Origin of the sequence: Pseudomonas brassicacearum (assembly GCF_009601685.2) — a bacterium.
Taxonomy (GTDB): domain Bacteria; phylum Pseudomonadota; class Gammaproteobacteria; order Pseudomonadales; family Pseudomonadaceae; genus Aquipseudomonas; species Aquipseudomonas kilonensis_B.
This window is the reverse complement of the sequence record NZ_CP045701.2, coordinates 1,286,649-1,301,834: the sequence shown is the minus strand read 5'-3', so window position 1 is coordinate 1,301,834 and position 15,186 is coordinate 1,286,649. Positions and strand designations below refer to the sequence as shown.

At 60.6% G+C, this 15,186-nt stretch carries 13 protein-coding genes and 1 pseudogene; 5 read left to right on the top strand and 9 right to left on the bottom strand.

Going from position 1 to position 15,186, the window contains the following annotated elements; translation table 11 throughout:
- Window positions 1-2: 2 nt before the first annotated feature.
- The 7 genes from ispC to rpsB form a co-directional block, all read right to left on the bottom strand.
- On the bottom strand, window positions 3-1,193 hold the full coding sequence (ispC, locus tag GFU70_RS05550; RefSeq protein ID WP_058543423.1) for a 1-deoxy-D-xylulose-5-phosphate reductoisomerase: 1,191 nt from the start codon (window positions 1,191-1,193) through the stop codon (window positions 3-5).
- Window positions 1,190-1,996, bottom strand: a complete 807-nt coding sequence (locus GFU70_RS05545) for a phosphatidate cytidylyltransferase (protein ID WP_058543416.1) — start codon at window positions 1,994-1,996, stop codon at window positions 1,190-1,192. The genes ispC and GFU70_RS05545 overlap by 4 nt, the downstream gene beginning before the upstream one ends.
- Window positions 1,996-2,751 (bottom strand): polyprenyl diphosphate synthase, encoded by a 756-nt coding sequence (uppS, locus tag GFU70_RS05540; RefSeq protein ID WP_058543417.1) that lies wholly within the window; start codon window positions 2,749-2,751, stop codon window positions 1,996-1,998. Before uppS ends, GFU70_RS05545 begins: the two co-directional genes overlap by 1 nt.
- Window positions 2,752-2,764: 13 nt before the next feature.
- Complete coding sequence (gene frr / locus GFU70_RS05535; RefSeq protein ID WP_058543418.1) at window positions 2,765-3,322, bottom strand: ribosome recycling factor; 558 nt, start codon at window positions 3,320-3,322, stop codon at window positions 2,765-2,767.
- Window positions 3,319-4,062, bottom strand: a complete 744-nt coding sequence (gene pyrH / locus GFU70_RS05530; protein ID WP_003198235.1) for a UMP kinase — start codon at window positions 4,060-4,062, stop codon at window positions 3,319-3,321. The genes frr and pyrH overlap by 4 nt, the downstream gene beginning before the upstream one ends.
- A 213-nt stretch (window positions 4,063-4,275) precedes the next feature.
- On the bottom strand, window positions 4,276-5,142 hold the full coding sequence (tsf, locus tag GFU70_RS05525) for a translation elongation factor Ts (protein ID WP_058543419.1): 867 nt from the start codon (window positions 5,140-5,142) through the stop codon (window positions 4,276-4,278).
- Between the two features lie 194 nt (window positions 5,143-5,336).
- On the bottom strand, window positions 5,337-6,074 hold the full coding sequence (gene rpsB, locus GFU70_RS05520) for a 30S ribosomal protein S2 (RefSeq protein ID WP_003198231.1): 738 nt from the start codon (window positions 6,072-6,074) through the stop codon (window positions 5,337-5,339).
- Window positions 6,075-6,606: 532 nt separating this feature from the next.
- Between rpsB and map the strand changes: the two genes are divergently transcribed.
- From map to GFU70_RS05500, 4 genes and pseudogenes are all read left to right on the top strand, one after another.
- A complete protein-coding gene (gene map, locus GFU70_RS05515; RefSeq protein ID WP_003198229.1) occupies window positions 6,607-7,389 on the top strand; it encodes a type I methionyl aminopeptidase in 783 nt (260 codons plus the stop codon).
- Window positions 7,390-7,433: 44 nt separating this feature from the next.
- Window positions 7,434-10,136, top strand: coding sequence for a [protein-PII] uridylyltransferase (locus GFU70_RS05510; RefSeq protein ID WP_153387714.1), 2,703 nt, complete (start codon window positions 7,434-7,436; stop codon window positions 10,134-10,136).
- A gap of 137 nt (window positions 10,137-10,273) precedes the next feature.
- Window positions 10,274-11,473: a succinyldiaminopimelate transaminase gene (gene dapC / locus GFU70_RS05505; protein WP_003198225.1), complete on the top strand. Its 1,200-nt coding sequence runs from the start codon at window positions 10,274-10,276 to the stop codon at window positions 11,471-11,473.
- 319 nt (window positions 11,474-11,792) lie between these two features.
- Window positions 11,793-11,933: pseudogene (locus GFU70_RS05500) on the top strand (Fis family transcriptional regulator); the annotation flags it as partial.
- Window positions 11,934-12,247: 314 nt separating this feature from the next.
- Here the strand turns inward: GFU70_RS05500 and GFU70_RS05495 are convergent.
- Complete coding sequence (locus GFU70_RS05495; protein ID WP_116643084.1) at window positions 12,248-12,607, bottom strand: DUF6124 family protein; 360 nt, start codon at window positions 12,605-12,607, stop codon at window positions 12,248-12,250.
- Window positions 12,608-13,089: 482 nt separating this feature from the next.
- Between GFU70_RS05495 and GFU70_RS05490 the strand changes: the two genes are divergently transcribed.
- On the top strand, window positions 13,090-13,485 hold the full coding sequence (locus GFU70_RS05490; RefSeq protein ID WP_058543422.1) for a type II toxin-antitoxin system PemK/MazF family toxin: 396 nt from the start codon (window positions 13,090-13,092) through the stop codon (window positions 13,483-13,485).
- Between the two features lie 8 nt (window positions 13,486-13,493).
- Here GFU70_RS05490 and GFU70_RS05485 read toward each other — a convergent pair whose 3' ends face one another.
- Window positions 13,494-15,140 carry a Na+/H+ antiporter gene (locus GFU70_RS05485; protein ID WP_153387713.1) on the bottom strand — a complete coding sequence of 549 codons (1,647 nt, stop codon included), beginning with the start codon at window positions 15,138-15,140 and terminating at the stop codon, window positions 13,494-13,496.
- Window positions 15,141-15,186: the final 46 nt, after the last annotated feature.

Sequence of the window (15,186 nt, the reverse complement as noted above, 5' to 3'; positions counted from 1 at the left end):
CTTCAACGCCCGTGGCGCTGCAGCCATTGGCCCGCCAACTCACGAGCCCTGGCATCGGCCGTAAACACCGTATCGAGGTCATTGACCGAAACCACGGCCTCGAGATTCAAGACTTCCTCGATGATACTCGCGATCTCGAGGTAACGGACACGTCCATCGAGAAACGCTGCAACCGCCACTTCGTTGGCGGCGTTAAGCATGGCCGGGGCACTGTTGCCCGCCTCGGCCGCCTGGCGCGCCAGGCGCAGGCAGGGGAAGCGCTGCTCATCGGGCGCCTGGAAATCCAGGCGAGCGATGGCGAACAGGTCCAGCGGCGCAACGCCCGAATCGATGCGCTCCGGCCAGGCCAGGGCATTGGCGATCGGCGTGCGCATGTCCGGATTGCCCAACTGGGCCAGCACCGAACCGTCGACGTAGTCCACCAGGGAGTGAATCACGCTCTGGGGATGAATCACCACCTCGACCTGGGATGGCTTGGCATCGAACAGCCAGCAGGCCTCGATCAGCTCCAACCCCTTGTTCATCATGCTGGCCGAATCCACGGAAATCTTGCGCCCCATGGACCAGTTCGGGTGCGCACAGGCCTGCTCGGGTGAAACATGCACCAATTCTTCCAGCGGTGTCTGCCGGAACGGACCACCGGAGGCTGTCAGCAAAATCCGCCGAACCCCTACCGCGCCGAGGCCTCGGGAAAAATCCTGCGGCATGCATTGAAAAATCGCATTGTGCTCGCTGTCGATGGGCAGCAACACCGAGCCACTTTTACGCACAGCCTGCATGAAGAGCGCGCCGGACATCACCAGCGCTTCTTTGTTGGCCAGCAGGATCTTCTTGCCGGCCTCCACCGCCGCCAGCGTCGGACGCAAGCCTGCCGCACCGACAATTGCCGCCATCACGGCGTCGACCTCGGGGTCGGACGCCACTTGGCAGAGCCCCTCCTCCCCCACCAGCACACGGGTTTGCAGGCCAGCGGCGCGCAGATCGTCCTGCAATGCCCGCGCCGCATCGGCCTCAGGCACCACGGCAAACCTCGGCGTGTGGCGTATGCACAATGCCAGCAATTCACTCAAGCGCGTGAAGCCACTGAGGGCGAACACCTGGTACCGCTCCGGGTGCCGGCCGATGACATCGAGCGTACTCAGGCCGATCGAACCGGTCGCGCCAAGGACTGTAATCTGCTGGGGGCGACTCACGATGCCGCCACCCACAACAGCACGGCAAAGACTGGAATCGCGGCGGTAAGGCTGTCGATGCGATCGAGCACGCCACCGTGACCGGGCAGCAGGTTACTGCTGTCCTTGATCCCCGATTGACGCTTGAACATGCTTTCGGTCAGGTCGCCGACCACGGACACAAATACGATCAGGGCGGCACCAATAAGGCCCATCAACAGCTGCGCGACGGTCCAGTCCCGCACGAAGCCGACCACAGTGGTGATCACCAGGCTCAAGGCCAGGCCACCATAGACCCCTTCCCAGCTCTTGCCCGGGCTGACCTTCGGCGCCAGCTTGCGCTTGCCGAAGGCCTTGCCGGAAAAATAGGCGCCGACGTCGGCGCCCCAGACCAGCACCATCACGGCCATGATCTGCCAGTTGCCCAGCGGGCCTTGCTTGATCCAGATCAGCCCCTGCCAGGCCGGCAGCAGGATCAACAGGCCGATCACCAGCTTGGTCGCCGCGTTGGCCCAATGATGGGTAGTCTGCGGATAGGTCAGGACCAGGAAGGTCGCTGTCGCCCACCACAGCACCGCGGCACCCAGCACCCAAGGCGCGAGGCCGGGTACCACGTACATGATCAACAGCATGGCCGCCACGGCCGCTGCGTAGGCCACCCGCGCCGACTGCGCAGGAAAACCCGCCAGCCGCGCCCACTCCCACGCCCCCAAGGTCACGACCAGCCCAATGAACAGCGCAAAACTGGCGCCTTCGAGCAGGAAGAAACCACCCAGGGCGATGGGCAACAGGATCAAGGCGGTGATGATTCGTTGTTTAAGCATTAAACCCGGGCTCCAGCTTCGATCTGCTCGCTCGTTTTACCGAAGCGACGCTGACGGGAAGCGAAATCGGCCAGTGCGGTGCGCATGGCTTCGTGTTTGAAGTCCGGCCAGAACAGGTCGGAGAAGTACAACTCGGCATAAGCCAACTGCCAGAGCAGGAAGTTGCTGATGCGATGTTCGCCACCGGTACGGATGCACAGGTCCGGCAACGGCAGGTCGCCGGTCGCCAGGCAGGTCTGCAGCAGTTCCGGCGTGATGTCTTCCGGGCGCAAATGCCCGGCCTGGACTTCTCGCGCCAGCCGCTGGGCAGCCTGGGCGATGTCCCACTGGCCGCCATAGTTGGCGGCGATCTGCAGGACAAACCGATCGGCGCCCGTCGTCGCGGCCTCGGCCTCGCGCATCGCAGCCTGCAACTCAGGATGGAAACGCGAGCGATCACCGATGATCCGCAGGCTGATCCTGTTTTCGTTGAGGCGCTTGGCCTCGCGACGCAGGGCCTTGAGGAACAAGTCCATCAAGGCACTGACTTCATCGGCCGGACGCTGCCAGTTCTCGCTGGAGAAGGCGAACAGGGTCAGCACTTCGACCCCGGCCTCGGCGCACACCTCGATGACCGCACGAACCGCATCAACCCCCGCCTTGTGCCCGGCGACGCCAGGCATAAAGCGTTTCTTGGCCCAGCGGTTGTTGCCGTCCATGATGATCGCCACGTGGCGCGGCACCGCGAACGGCACAGCCTGCTTGGTCTTTTCCATGAAAACGAGACCCTTATACGGCCATCAGGTCTTTTTCTTTCTGCGCCAGATTCGCGTCGATCTGTGCCACGTACTTCTTGGTCAACTCGTCGATCTCGCCAGTGGCACGACGCTCTTCGTCTTCGCTGATTTCCTTTTCCTTGACCAAGTCCTTGAGCTGACTGTTGGCATCGCGACGGATGTTGCGCACGGCAACACGGGCGTCTTCAGCCACATCACGGGCCTGCTTGGTGAAGCCCTTGCGGGTTTCCTCGGTCAGGGCCGGCATGGAGATCAGCAGCAGTTCACCCAGGTTGGTCGGGTTCAGGTTCAGACCGGCACTGCCGATAGCCTTGTCGACCGCGGCCAGCATGTTGCGCTCGAAGGCCACGACCTGCAGGGTACGCGCGTCCTTGACGGTGATGTTGGCCACTTGCTTGATCGGGGTATCGGAGCCGTAGTACGGCACCATCACACCTTCGAGGATGCTTGGGTGCGCCTGGCCGGTACGGATGCGACCGAAGTTGTGCGCCAGCGATTCCACGGATTTCTGCATGCGCTGTTCGGCGTCTTTCTTGATTTCGTTGATCATTGTTGAACTTCCTCGATCAGTGTTCCTTCGGCGCCGCCATGGACGATATTGAGCAGGGCACCGGGCTTGTTCATGTTAAAGACGCGCAGCGGCATCTTGTGGTCGCGGCACAGGCAGATAGCCGTCAGGTCCATGACACCCAGCTTGCGATCCAGCACTTCATCGTAGGTCAGATGATCGAACTTCTCGGCATGCGGGTCCTTGAACGGGTCAGCGGTATACACGCCATCGACCTTGGTTGCCTTGAGCACGACATCGGCATCGATCTCGATCGCTCGCAGGCAGGCGGCCGAATCCGTGGTGAAGAACGGATTACCGGTACCGGCGGCAAAAATCACCACTTCCTTGGAATTGAGGTGGCGCATGGCTTTGCGGCGGTCGTAGTGATCGGTTACGCCAACCATGGAAATGGCCGACATCACGATGGCCGAGATATTGGCACGCTCCAGCGCGTCACGCATAGCCAGGGCGTTCATCACAGTGGCCAGCATGCCCATGTGGTCGCCCGTGACCCGATCCATGCCGGCCGCGCTCAGCGCTGCGCCGCGGAACAGGTTGCCGCCGCCTATGACCAGGCCGACCTGAACGCCGATCCCGACCAACTGGCCGACTTCCAGGGCCATTCGATCCAGCACTTTCGGATCGATCCCGAACTCTTCCGAGCCCATCAGGGCCTCGCCGCTAAGCTTGAGTAGAATGCGTTTATAGCGAGCCTGATAACCACTGCCCTGCTGAGCCATTGCGAATCTCTCCTGCGGCGTATTTGTCAAAAAATTCTCTGCAGCTGTTTGCAGCCTGCGTTCACTCTAGCTTGACGCTGACACAGCGTCATCGGAACACGGCTTTGTAAGCCAGTTCCGACAGGAAACCAATATAAATCGGCATCCCCATCCAAAAAGAGGCTGCGCGCGTTAAGCGGGCAGCCTCTTCTGGGCGACAGTCGTGAAACCGTCTTATTGCTTGCTGGCAGCAGCTACCTGGGCAGCAACTTCTTCAGCGAAGTTGTCGACCGGCTTCTCGATACCTTCGCCCACTTTGAAGTAGGTGAAAGAAACGATTTCAGCACCGGCTTTCTTCGCCAGGTCGCCAACTTTGACTTCCGGGTTCTTGACGAAAGCCTGCTCAACCAGGCTGGCTTCGGCCAGGAACTTGGCGATACGGCCGCTGACCATTTTTTCTGCGATTTCAGCAGGCTTGCCTTTGAGCTTCTCTTCGTTCAACTGCAGGAAGACGCCCTTCTCGCGCTCGATCGCTTCAGCCGAAACGTCCGAAGGCAGCAGGAACTCAGGGTTGGTTGCAGCCACGTGCATGGCGATGTCTTTCGCCAGGTCGGTATCGCCGCCCTTCAGGACAACCGCAACACCGATCTTGTTGCCGTGCAGGTAAGTACCGACCACGTCGCCTTCAACGCGAACCAGACGGCGGATGTTGACGTTCTCGCCGGTCTTGCCAACCAGGACCAGGCGCGCTTCTTCCTGAGCTTCGATCAGCGGAGCTGCGTCGGTCAGTTTGTCAGCGAAGGCTTTGTCGACGCTGGCAGCGACGAATGCCTTGAAGTCATCCTGCAGAGCCAGGAAGTCGGTCTGGGAGTTAACTTCCAGCAGGACGGCAGCCTTGCCGTCGTCCTTGATGGCGATGGCGCCTTCAGCGGCGACGTTGCCCGCTTTCTTGGCAGCCTTGATGGCGCCCGAAGCACGCATGTCATCAATGGCTTTTTCGATGTCGCCGCCAGCCTTGGTCAAGGCTTTCTTGCAGTCCATCATGCCTTCGCCGGTACGCTCGCGCAGTTCTTTGACCAACGCTGCAGTAATCTCTGCCATTTCAAAATCCTCTTGGATAGGTTTTCAACCATTCCACCCGATCGAACGGGCGATCAATTCTTCCTGGAAAACCACTGCTTATAGGCCGCGGCAGGTTACAAACAAATCACTGCGCTGGCGGCAAATGGTTTTCGAGGTGGCAAAAAGGGGGCCAAGCCCCCTTTTTGCTTACTGAGTCAACGCCAGGGCGTCAATTACTCAGCGGCTGCTGCCGGAGCTTCTTCAGCGAAGACTTCGGTGCCGCCATTCACGTTGTTGCGACCACGGATAACAGCGTCAGCCATCGAACCCATGTACAGCTGGATGGCGCGGATGGCGTCATCGTTGCCTGGGATGATGTAGTCAACGCCTTCCGGGCTGCTGTTGGTATCGACAACGCCGATGACCGGGATACCCAGCTTGTTGGCTTCGGTGATCGCGATGCGCTCGTGGTCAACGTCGATCACGAACAGTGCGTCAGGCAGACCGCCCATGTCCTTGATACCGCCCAGGGAGCGGTCCAGCTTCTCAAGATCGCGAGTGCGCATCAGCGCTTCTTTCTTGGTCAGCTTGGCGAAAGTACCGTCTTCGGACTGGACTTCAAGGTCACGCAGACGCTTGATGGAAGCGCGAATGGTCTTGAAGTTGGTCAGCATGCCGCCCAACCAGCGGTGATCGACGTACGGCGAACCGCAACGTGCTGCTTCTTCAGCAACGATCTTGCCAGCGGAACGCTTGGTGCCGACGAACAGAATCTTGTTTTTGCCCTGGGCCAGGCGCTCTACGAAGGTCAGTGCTTCGTTGAACATCGGCAGGGTTTTTTCAAGGTTGATGATGTGGATCTTGTTACGCGCGCCGAAAATGTACTTGCCCATTTTCGGGTTCCAGTAACGGGTCTGGTGACCGAAGTGCACACCGGCCTTCAGCATATCGCGCATATTGACTTGGGACATGATAGTTCCTTGATAAGTCGGGTTTGGCCTCCACGTATCCCAATGACCAACCAGCGGCTATATAGCCAAAGGCACCCAGGTCATCGTGTCGACACGTGTGTGGATTTAAGCTTACGGGGTCATCCCCGGAAAGCGGCGCATTTTATACCACAGCAAGGGCGAAAACGGAACACGGATTCTGAAATCCTCTGTGGCGAGGGGGTTTAGCGAAACGTCGCACCGCCCGCTGGACTTTGTAGGAGCTGGCGAAGCCTGCGATCTTTTGATCTTTCGCTTGAGACTCAAGTGCCTGGGGAAAGATCGCAGCCTCGTTGCACTCGACAGCTCCTACACAGCTCCTACACAGCTCCTACACAGCTCTTACGGGGATCTGCGGGCGCGTGCCAGCGGGGTTCCCCTTGCCACAGAGTTCGGGCTGGGGAGCTCTTTGTGCCGATCGTCTGTTAGAATCGGCTCTTTACAGGGCCACGTGAATCATCATCCGCCGCCCATTTCGCTTTGAACAGCGCCGTCGGGCGCAGAGAGAGCCTGTATGACCGTTACCCTCAAGACCCCCGAGGACATCGCCAAAATGCGTGTCGCCGGCAAGCTCGCCGCCGATGTGCTGGAGATGATCGCCGACTACGTCAAGCCTGGCGTGACCACCGAAGAGCTGGACCGCATCTGCCACGACTACATCGTCAACGAGCAGAAGGCCATCCCGGCCCCGCTCAACTACAAAGGCTTCCCGAAGTCGATCTGCACCTCGATCAACCACGTGGTCTGCCACGGTATCCCCAACGAAAAACCGTTGAAGGATGGCGACACCCTGAACATCGACGTCACCGTCATCAAGGACGGCTTTCACGGCGACACCAGCCGCATGTTCCATGTCGGCAACGTACCGGAGTGGGCCCAGCGCCTGTCCAAGGTCACCCAGGAATGCATGTACATGGCCATCGAACTGGTGAAGCCCGGCTGCCGCCTGGGAGACATCGGCGAGGTGATCCAGAAGCACGCGCAAAAGAACGGCTTCTCGGTGGTGCGTGAGTTCTGCGGCCATGGCATCGGCAAGGTGTTCCACGAAGAACCGCAGATCCTGCACTACGGTCGTGCCGGCACGGGCATGGAGCTGCAGGCGGGCATGACCTTCACCATCGAGCCGATGATCAACCAGGGCCGCGCCGACACCAAGGTGCTGGGCGACGGCTGGACTGCCATCACCAAGGATCGCAAGCTGTCGGCCCAGTGGGAACATACCTTGCTGGTCACCGAGACCGGATACGAGATCTTCACCCTGCGCAGCGATGACACCATCCCTCGCGTTTCCGCCTGATCCGAACCCAGCCTATAGCTATAGATAGAAAGGAAAGCCATTCAATGCCGCAGGTGGATCCCGAACTCTTCGACCGCGGCCAGTTCCAGGCTGAACTGGCCTTGAAGGCAAGCCCCATCTCGGCGTTCAAGAAGGCGATCCGCCAGGCCCACGAAGTGCTCGACCAGCGTTTTCGCAATGGCCGGGACATTCGGCGGCTGATCGAGGACCGTGCCTGGTTCGTCGATAACATCCTGCAAAAGGCCTGGGAGCAGTTCGACTGGAGCGAAGATGCCGACATCGCCCTGGTGGCGGTGGGCGGTTATGGGCGCGGCGAGCTGCACCCCTACTCCGACATCGACCTGTTGATCCTGCTGGACAGCGCCGATCACGAGGTTTTTCGCGACTCCATCGAGCGGTTCCTGACGCTGTTGTGGGACATTGGCCTGGAAGTCGGCCAGAGCGTGCGCTCGGTGCAGGAATGCGCCGACGAGGCCCGCGCCGACCTGACGGTGATCACCAACATGATGGAAAGCCGTACCATCGCCGGCCCCGAGCACCTGCGCCAGCGCATGCTCGATGTCACCAGCACAGAGCACATGTGGCCCAGCAAGGACTTTTTCCTGGCCAAGCGCGCCGAGCAGAAGGCCCGCCACCACAAGTACAACGACACCGAATACAACCTGGAGCCCAACGTCAAGGGCTCGCCCGGCGGGCTGCGGGACATCCAGACGATCCTCTGGGTCGCCCGGCGCCAGTACGGCACGCTGAACCTGCGCGCCCTGGCCGGCGAAGGTTTCCTGGTGGAAAGCGAAAACGCCTTGCTGGCCTCGTCCCAGGAATTCCTGTGGAAGGTCCGCTACGCCCTGCACATGCTGGCCGGGCGCGCCGAGGACCGCCTGCTGTTCGATCACCAGCGCTCCATTGCGAGCCTGTTGGGTTTCGAGGGCCAGGACGCCAAGCAATCCATCGAAAACTTCATGCAGCAGTACTACCGCGTGGTGATGAGCATCGCCCAGCTCAGCGAACTGATCATCCAGCACTTCGAGGAAGTCATCCTCGCCCCCGAAGACGAAGAACCGCCGCAGCCGGTCAACTCTCGTTTCCAACTGCACGATGGCTACATCGAGGCGCGCAACGCCAATGTGTTCCGCCGCACGCCCTTCGCCATGCTGGAAATCTTCGTACTCATGGCCCAGCAGCCGGAAATCAAGGGTGTACGTGCCGATACCATTCGCCTGCTGCGGGAAAACCGTCACCTGATCGATGACGATTTCCGCCACGACATCCGCAACACCAGCCTGTTCATCGAGTTGTTCAAGTGCAAGATCGGCGTGCACCGCAACCTGCGGCGCATGAACCGCTACGGGATCCTCGGGCGCTATCTGCCGGAGTTCGGTTTCATCGTCGGGCAAATGCAGCACGACCTGTTCCACATCTATACGGTCGATGCCCACACCCTGAACCTGATCAAGCACCTGCGTAAGCTCCAGTACACCCAGGTGTCGGAGAAATTCCCGCTGGCCAGCAAGCTCATGGGCAAGTTGCCCAAGCCTGAACTGATCTACATGGCCGGGCTGTATCACGACATCGGCAAGGGCCGCCAGGGCGACCACTCCGAGATCGGCGCGGTGGATGCCGAGGCATTCTGCCAGCGCCATCAACTGCCCCTCTGGGACAGCCGGCTGATCGTCTGGCTGGTGCAGAACCACCTGGTCATGTCCACCACCGCCCAGCGCAAGGACTTGTCCGACCCGCAGGTGATCCACGACTTCGCCCAGATCGTCGGCGATGAAACGCGCCTGGATTACCTCTACGTGCTGACCGTGGCCGACATCAACGCGACCAACCCGACCCTGTGGAACTCCTGGCGCGCCAGCCTGTTGCGCCAGCTCTACACCGAGACCAAGCGCGCCTTGCGCCGTGGCCTGGAAAACCCGGTGGACCGCGAAGAGCAGATCCGCCGCACCCAAAGTGCCGCCCTGGACATCCTGGTGCGCGGTGGCACCGACCCGGACGACGTCGAGCAGCTCTGGTCGCAATTGGGCGATGACTATTTCCTGCGGCACACCGCCGGCGACGTGGCCTGGCACAGCGATGCGATCCTGCAGCAACCGGCCGATGGCGGGCCGTTGGTGCTGATCAAGGAAACCACCCAGCGCGAGTTCGAGGGTGGCACGCAGATTTTCATCTACGCCCCGGACCAGCACGACTTCTTCGCCGTGACCGTGGCAGCGATGGACCAGCTCAACCTCAACATCCATGACGCACGGGTCATTACCTCCAGCAGCCAGTTCACCCTCGACACCTACATCGTGCTCGACACCGATGGCGACTCGATTGGCGACAACCCGGCGCGGGTCAAGCAGATTCGCGACGGCCTGACCGAAGCCCTGCGCAACCCGGCGGACTACCCGACCATCATCCAGCGCCGGGTGCCGCGCCAGCTCAAGCATTTCGCCTTCGCGCCCCAGGTGACGATCCACAACGACGCCCAGCGCCAGGTCACCGTACTGGAACTCAGCGCCCCGGACCGCCCGGGCCTGCTGGCGCGGATCGGTCATATCTTCCTGGAGTTCGACCTGTCGCTGCAAAACGCCAAGATCGCCACCCTCGGCGAACGGGTGGAAGACGTCTTCTTCATCACCGACGCGCATAACCAGCCGCTGTCCGATCCGCAGCTGTGCAGCCGCCTGCAGGAAGCGATCGTGCAGCACTTGAGCGTCAACCAGGAACCCGATGCTCACCTGACACGTATCAGCATCTGAACGAACAATCCCCCTCTGTGGGAGCGAGCTTGCTCGCGATAGCGACGGAACATCCAGCATTGATGTTGCCTGACTCACCGCCATCGCGAGCAAGCTCGGCTCCCACAAGGACCGCGCCCACATTGACGAGGCCCTCGATGAACAACGCTCTGAACCAGCTCCAGCCCTACCCGTTCGAAAAGCTCCGCGCCTTGCTTGGCAGCGTCACACCCAACCCGGACAAACGCCCGATCGCCCTGTCCATCGGCGAACCCAAGCATCGCTCGCCCAGCTTCGTGGCTGAAGCCCTGGCCAGCAATCTGGAAAAGATGGCGGTGTACCCGACCACTCTCGGCATTCCGGAGTTGCGTGAAGCCATTACCGGCTGGTGCGAGCGCCGTTTCAACGTGCCGAACGGCTGGTTGGACCCAGCGCGCCATGTGCTGCCGGTCAATGGCACCCGCGAAGCCCTGTTCGCCTTCACCCAGACGGTGGTCAACCGTGGCGATGACGCCCTGGTGGTCAGCCCGAACCCGTTCTATCAGATCTACGAAGGCGCGGCGTTCCTGGCCGGGGCCAAGCCGCACTACCTGCCGTGCCTGGACGCGAACGGCTTCAACCCGGATTTCGATGCCGTCTCGCCGGACATCTGGAAACGCTGCCAGATCCTGTTCCTGTGCTCCCCTGGCAACCCGACCGGCGCACTGATCCCGGTGGACGTGCTGAAGAAACTCATCGCGCTGGCTGACGAATATGACTTCGTCATCGCCGCCGACGAGTGCTACAGCGAACTGTACTTCGACGAACAAACCCCGCCGCCGGGGCTGCTCAGCGCCTGCGTCGAACTCGGTCGCAAGGATTTCAAGCGCTGCGTAGTGTTCCACAGCCTGTCCAAACGCTCCAACCTGCCCGGCCTGCGCTCCGGTTTCGTCGCTGGCGACGCGGACATCCTCAAGGGTTTCCTGCTGTACCGCACCTACCACGGCTGCGCGATGCCGGTTCAGACCCAACTGGCGAGCATCGCGGCGTGGAACGACGAAGTGCACGTACGCGCCAACCGCGCGCTGTACCGGGAGAAATTCGACGCGGTGCTGGAGATCCTCAGCCCGGTGCTGGATGTACAGCGCCCCGATGGCAGCTTCTACCTGTGGCCGAACGTAGCGGGCGATGACGCGGCGTTCTGCCGGGACCTGTTCGAACAGGAACACGTGACGGTCGTCCCAGGCTCGTACCTGTCCCGCGATGTGGATGGCGTCAACCCGGGCGCCGGGCGCGTGCGCATGGCCCTGGTTGCGCCATTGGCCGAATGCGTGGAAGCGGCGGAGCGGATTCGCGCGTTCATCCAGCGTCGGGGTTAATTGGCTGTATCGCGCTGAAGCGGACCGCTGTTGTGGCGAGGGAGCTTGCTCCCGCTGGGCTGCGCAGCGGCCCCAAAGCAGTCAACTCAATCTGCCTGACGTATCGCGTTGTCCGGTTTCAGGGCCGCTTCGCGCCCTGCGGGGATAAATCCCCTCGCCACAGGTTCAGTGCTTCACAGGTATTTGTGTATTTGCCTTTCGATTTATCGCGAGCAAGCTTTGCTCCCACAGTGGATTTGTGTGGCTCACAAAACCTGTGATCGACACCAGATCTTGTGGGAGCAAAGCTTGCTCGCGATGAGGCCGGCACTTATTGCCTCACACCAGTCGCACTGCTGTTGATCGTGCGTTGGATCAGAACGATGCGGGAATGACGCTGGCGACGCTTGCCAGCGCAGCACGTGCATTGGGTCAGAGGGTGGAAGTACGGTTGGTGCCTGAGCAGGAAGAGGCTCACGCAGAGGCGCTGTTGTGGCGAGGGGATTTAGCGAAACGTCGCACCGCCCCGTTGGACTGCGAAGCAGCCCCCAGCAAGTCAACTCAATTTGCCTGATAGAACCGCGTCGCCTGGTTTTGGGGCCGCTTCGCGCCCCTGCGGGGATAAATCCCCTCGCCACAGGTTCAGTGCTTCACTGGTATTTTTGTAATTGCCTTTCGATTCATCGCGAGCAAGCTTTGCTCCCACAGTGGTTTGGTGTCGTTCACAGAGCTTGTGATCGACACCAGATCTTGTGGGAGCAAAGCTTGCTCGCGATGAGGCCAGCACTTATTACCTCACACCCGAAGCTCTACCCGATCCAGGCACTTGTTCGCCAACAACATCCCCAACTCAATCATCTGGGCCACTCCCAACGCTACATGTCGTCGCGAGCCGTCCTGATCGAAGGCAAGGTCGTTGAGCATTGCATTGGCCGAAGCCAGGGTTTCACTGAGGTTGGCCAGCAACACTTCGGTGTCGATACCGTCAGCCACAGTGAATAACTGCACTGAGGGCTTGGGTTCTGACTTGCTGTCGTCAGGTTTGAGGTATTGATCCAGCACACGGTCAGCGGCCTCTTGCAGCTTTTCCGGGGCGTAGTCGCCGTAGGGGAAAGTGGAGGCAGGTTTTGGTGGATTTTGGGGTTCTTTAATCATCGAATTGCTTGCTCCCTAGAGCTGAAGATGTAAACCCTGCACTTGGATTGTGCAGAAGCCCGTGCTCCTAGAGATGTTCGGATTCTCACGTCCGGTCGCTGAATTGGCAGCGACACCCAGAGGCTAGAGCCCTCGCTTCCGACGGACAACCTTAAAAACTTGTCGGAAACTTCGGTGCGTCTGACAGACCACGATCTGTCTACTCAGACAAGAAAAGACATAAAACATACCGCGAACGCCAAACCATTGATTTCGCTTACTTTGTACACCGACATATCTCATTCAACCCTGTTACGAGGGTTCAAGCTGGCTTGAATTCGCTATCGCCGGTAGCCATAATCGACCCTGTCACCAGCGAAAGCTGGCAGGAGTCTGGGTCCCTCTCGGGGTTGACCCAGCGGCGCAGAAAGGGCGAAGCAAGCTCAACTGCGTGTCGATTGAAGCCGCCTTCGGGCGGCTTTGCTTTTTTATGAGGATAAGGAATGCCTCTTTATTACCATCCCAAGCAAGGCGATGTTCTTCTTTGTGACTTCACGCGGGGCTTTGTTGCGCCTGAAATGCTGAAGATCCGCAAGGTGGTGGTGATCTCCCCTACTGCCACACACAGTCGCAAGCTCTGTACCGTGGTGCCGATCTCCTCCACAACGCCACAGACTCAGCAGGACTGGCACCACCTGCTCCGCACCAATCCCCTCCAGTCCGATGGCTACAAAGAACTGTGGGTAAAGTGCGACATGATCTATACCGTGAGTTTTGAACGTCTGGACAAGCTGCACAGAAAGACTCGATCCAAGGGTCGAGAGTACTTCGTTCCTCGCCTGGGCTCTGAAGACATGCAAGGCGTGATCGCCGGTGTGAAGGCCTACCTTCCGCTCTGACCCTGCCGTTATTTACCCAACCCCAAATTAGCCTCCGCCAAATCCAACTCCCCCAGCACCTCACGCAACACGTCATCGCCAATCTGGTGATGGCGGCTGAGGCGATACAACTCCAACCGCTGCGCCCGGTAGGCCTTCAAGCGCAGCCGGCGTTCCAGCAGGTCCATCTCCAACGCCAACGCCTGGGCTTCGGCGGAGTCGTTGAACACCTCCAACTGATGGCGATACTCAGACATCAGCCGCGCCTTGACCTCGGTCGCCAGTGCCGCCTGGGCCGCATCCGGCGTACTGGTCGTTTCAGCCGGCTCCTCCACTTCCAGCGCATGAATCGCCGCTTCAGCGGTTTTGCGCCAGGCATCACGCACTTCGGTACGACGTTTGTCGTCGGGGCTCCTCTCGATGCCCCGCAGCAGCAATGGCAAGGCGATGCAGGCCGCTATCAACGACAACAGAATCACCCCAGCAGCAATGAAGATCAGCAGATCTCGCTCGGGAAACGGCTCGCCTGCGGCCAACAACAATGGCACCGACAGTACGCCCGCCAGTGTTACCGCCCCGCGCACGCCGCCAAAGGTGAGCAGCCAGCAGGAGCGCGCGTCCGGCACCAAGGTCAACTCGCCCTTGCCGCGCCAGCGCCGCAGCAGCCCGGACAAGCGCCAGATGCTTTGCACCCAGACAAACCGCAGCACCAGCAACACCAGGAAAATCGCCACCAAATCCAGGCAACGGTAGAGCAACGTCGGCCAAAGCGTGGCTTCGTGGCTGGCCACCGCCTTGATGATGTCCGGCAATTGCAGGCCCAGCAGCAGGAAGATCAAGCCGTTGAAGGCGAATTCCAACAGCGACCAGACACTGCGATTGAGCAGCCGCGTGCCGGTCTGGCGCGGCAGCAGGTCAAGCCAGCTCTGCATCATCCCCGCCGCCACCGCCGAGAGAATGCCCGAGGCGCCCAAGCGTTCGGCCAACACATAGGCCGCGAACGGCAGCAGCAACATGAACACCACGTGGGTGGCCGGATCGTCCCAGCCCCGGGCAATCATCCAGGCCCGCAGACGCCCCACCAGCCAACTCAAGCCCACGCCCACCAACAGGCCGCCAACCGCCACCAGGACGAAGGTCAGGCTGGCATTCGCCAGGGAAAACACGCCGGTGATCGCCGCTGCCAAGGCGAACTTGAAGGTCACCAGACCCGACGCATCATTCATCAGCGCCTCGCCCTGGAGCATGTGCATCAACGGCGCCGGCAGGCGGTCACGGGCTATCGCCGACACCGCCACCGCGTCGGTCGGCGACAACACTGCTGCCAAGGCGAAAGCCACAGCCAGTGGGATGCTCGGCAAGAGCCAGTGAATGAAATAGCCGGCGCCCACCACCGTGAACAACACCAAACCCACCGCCAGCGTCAGGATCGGTCCGCGCAGGCGCCACAATTCGCGCTTGGGCATGCGCCAGCCATCGGAGAACAGCAAAGGTGGCAAGAAGAGAAACAGGAACAACTCGGGATTGAGCACCACATGCAGGCCCAGGGACGGCCAGGCCAGTAAGGCACCGGCGCCGATCTGCACCAGGGGCAACGGCAGCGGGATCAACCGCCCGATCAGGCGCGAAACGCCCACCAGCATCAACAGGATCAGGACGGTATAGGCGCTTTGCATGACGGTTTTCCAACTACAGCGATACACATCCGGCAACAGCTTGCCG

What these genes read in the sequence shown, in the direction of transcription:
- GFU70_RS05545 (WP_058543416.1), bottom strand. Translation starts at nt 1,996, where the DNA reads ATGCTTAAACAACGAATCATCACCGCCTTGATCCTGTTGCCCATCGCC.
- uppS (WP_058543417.1), bottom strand. Translation starts at nt 2,751, where the DNA reads ATGGAAAAGACCAAGCAGGCTGTGCCGTTCGCGGTGCCGCGCCACGTG.
- frr (WP_058543418.1), bottom strand. Translation starts at nt 3,322, where the DNA reads ATGATCAACGAAATCAAGAAAGACGCCGAACAGCGCATGCAGAAATCC.
- pyrH (WP_003198235.1), bottom strand. Translation starts at nt 4,062, where the DNA reads ATGGCTCAGCAGGGCAGTGGTTATCAGGCTCGCTATAAACGCATTCTA.
- tsf (WP_058543419.1), bottom strand. Translation starts at nt 5,142, where the DNA reads ATGGCAGAGATTACTGCAGCGTTGGTCAAAGAACTGCGCGAGCGTACC.
- rpsB (WP_003198231.1), bottom strand. Translation starts at nt 6,074, where the DNA reads ATGTCCCAAGTCAATATGCGCGATATGCTGAAGGCCGGTGTGCACTTC.
- map (WP_003198229.1), top strand. Translation starts at nt 6,607, where the DNA reads ATGACCGTTACCCTCAAGACCCCCGAGGACATCGCCAAAATGCGTGTC.
- GFU70_RS05510 (WP_153387714.1), top strand. Translation starts at nt 7,434, where the DNA reads ATGCCGCAGGTGGATCCCGAACTCTTCGACCGCGGCCAGTTCCAGGCT.
- dapC (WP_003198225.1), top strand. Translation starts at nt 10,274, where the DNA reads ATGAACAACGCTCTGAACCAGCTCCAGCCCTACCCGTTCGAAAAGCTC.
- GFU70_RS05495 (WP_116643084.1), bottom strand. Translation starts at nt 12,607, where the DNA reads ATGATTAAAGAACCCCAAAATCCACCAAAACCTGCCTCCACTTTCCCC.
- GFU70_RS05490 (WP_058543422.1), top strand. Translation starts at nt 13,090, where the DNA reads ATGCCTCTTTATTACCATCCCAAGCAAGGCGATGTTCTTCTTTGTGAC.
- GFU70_RS05485 (WP_153387713.1), bottom strand. Translation starts at nt 15,140, where the DNA reads ATGCAAAGCGCCTATACCGTCCTGATCCTGTTGATGCTGGTGGGCGTT.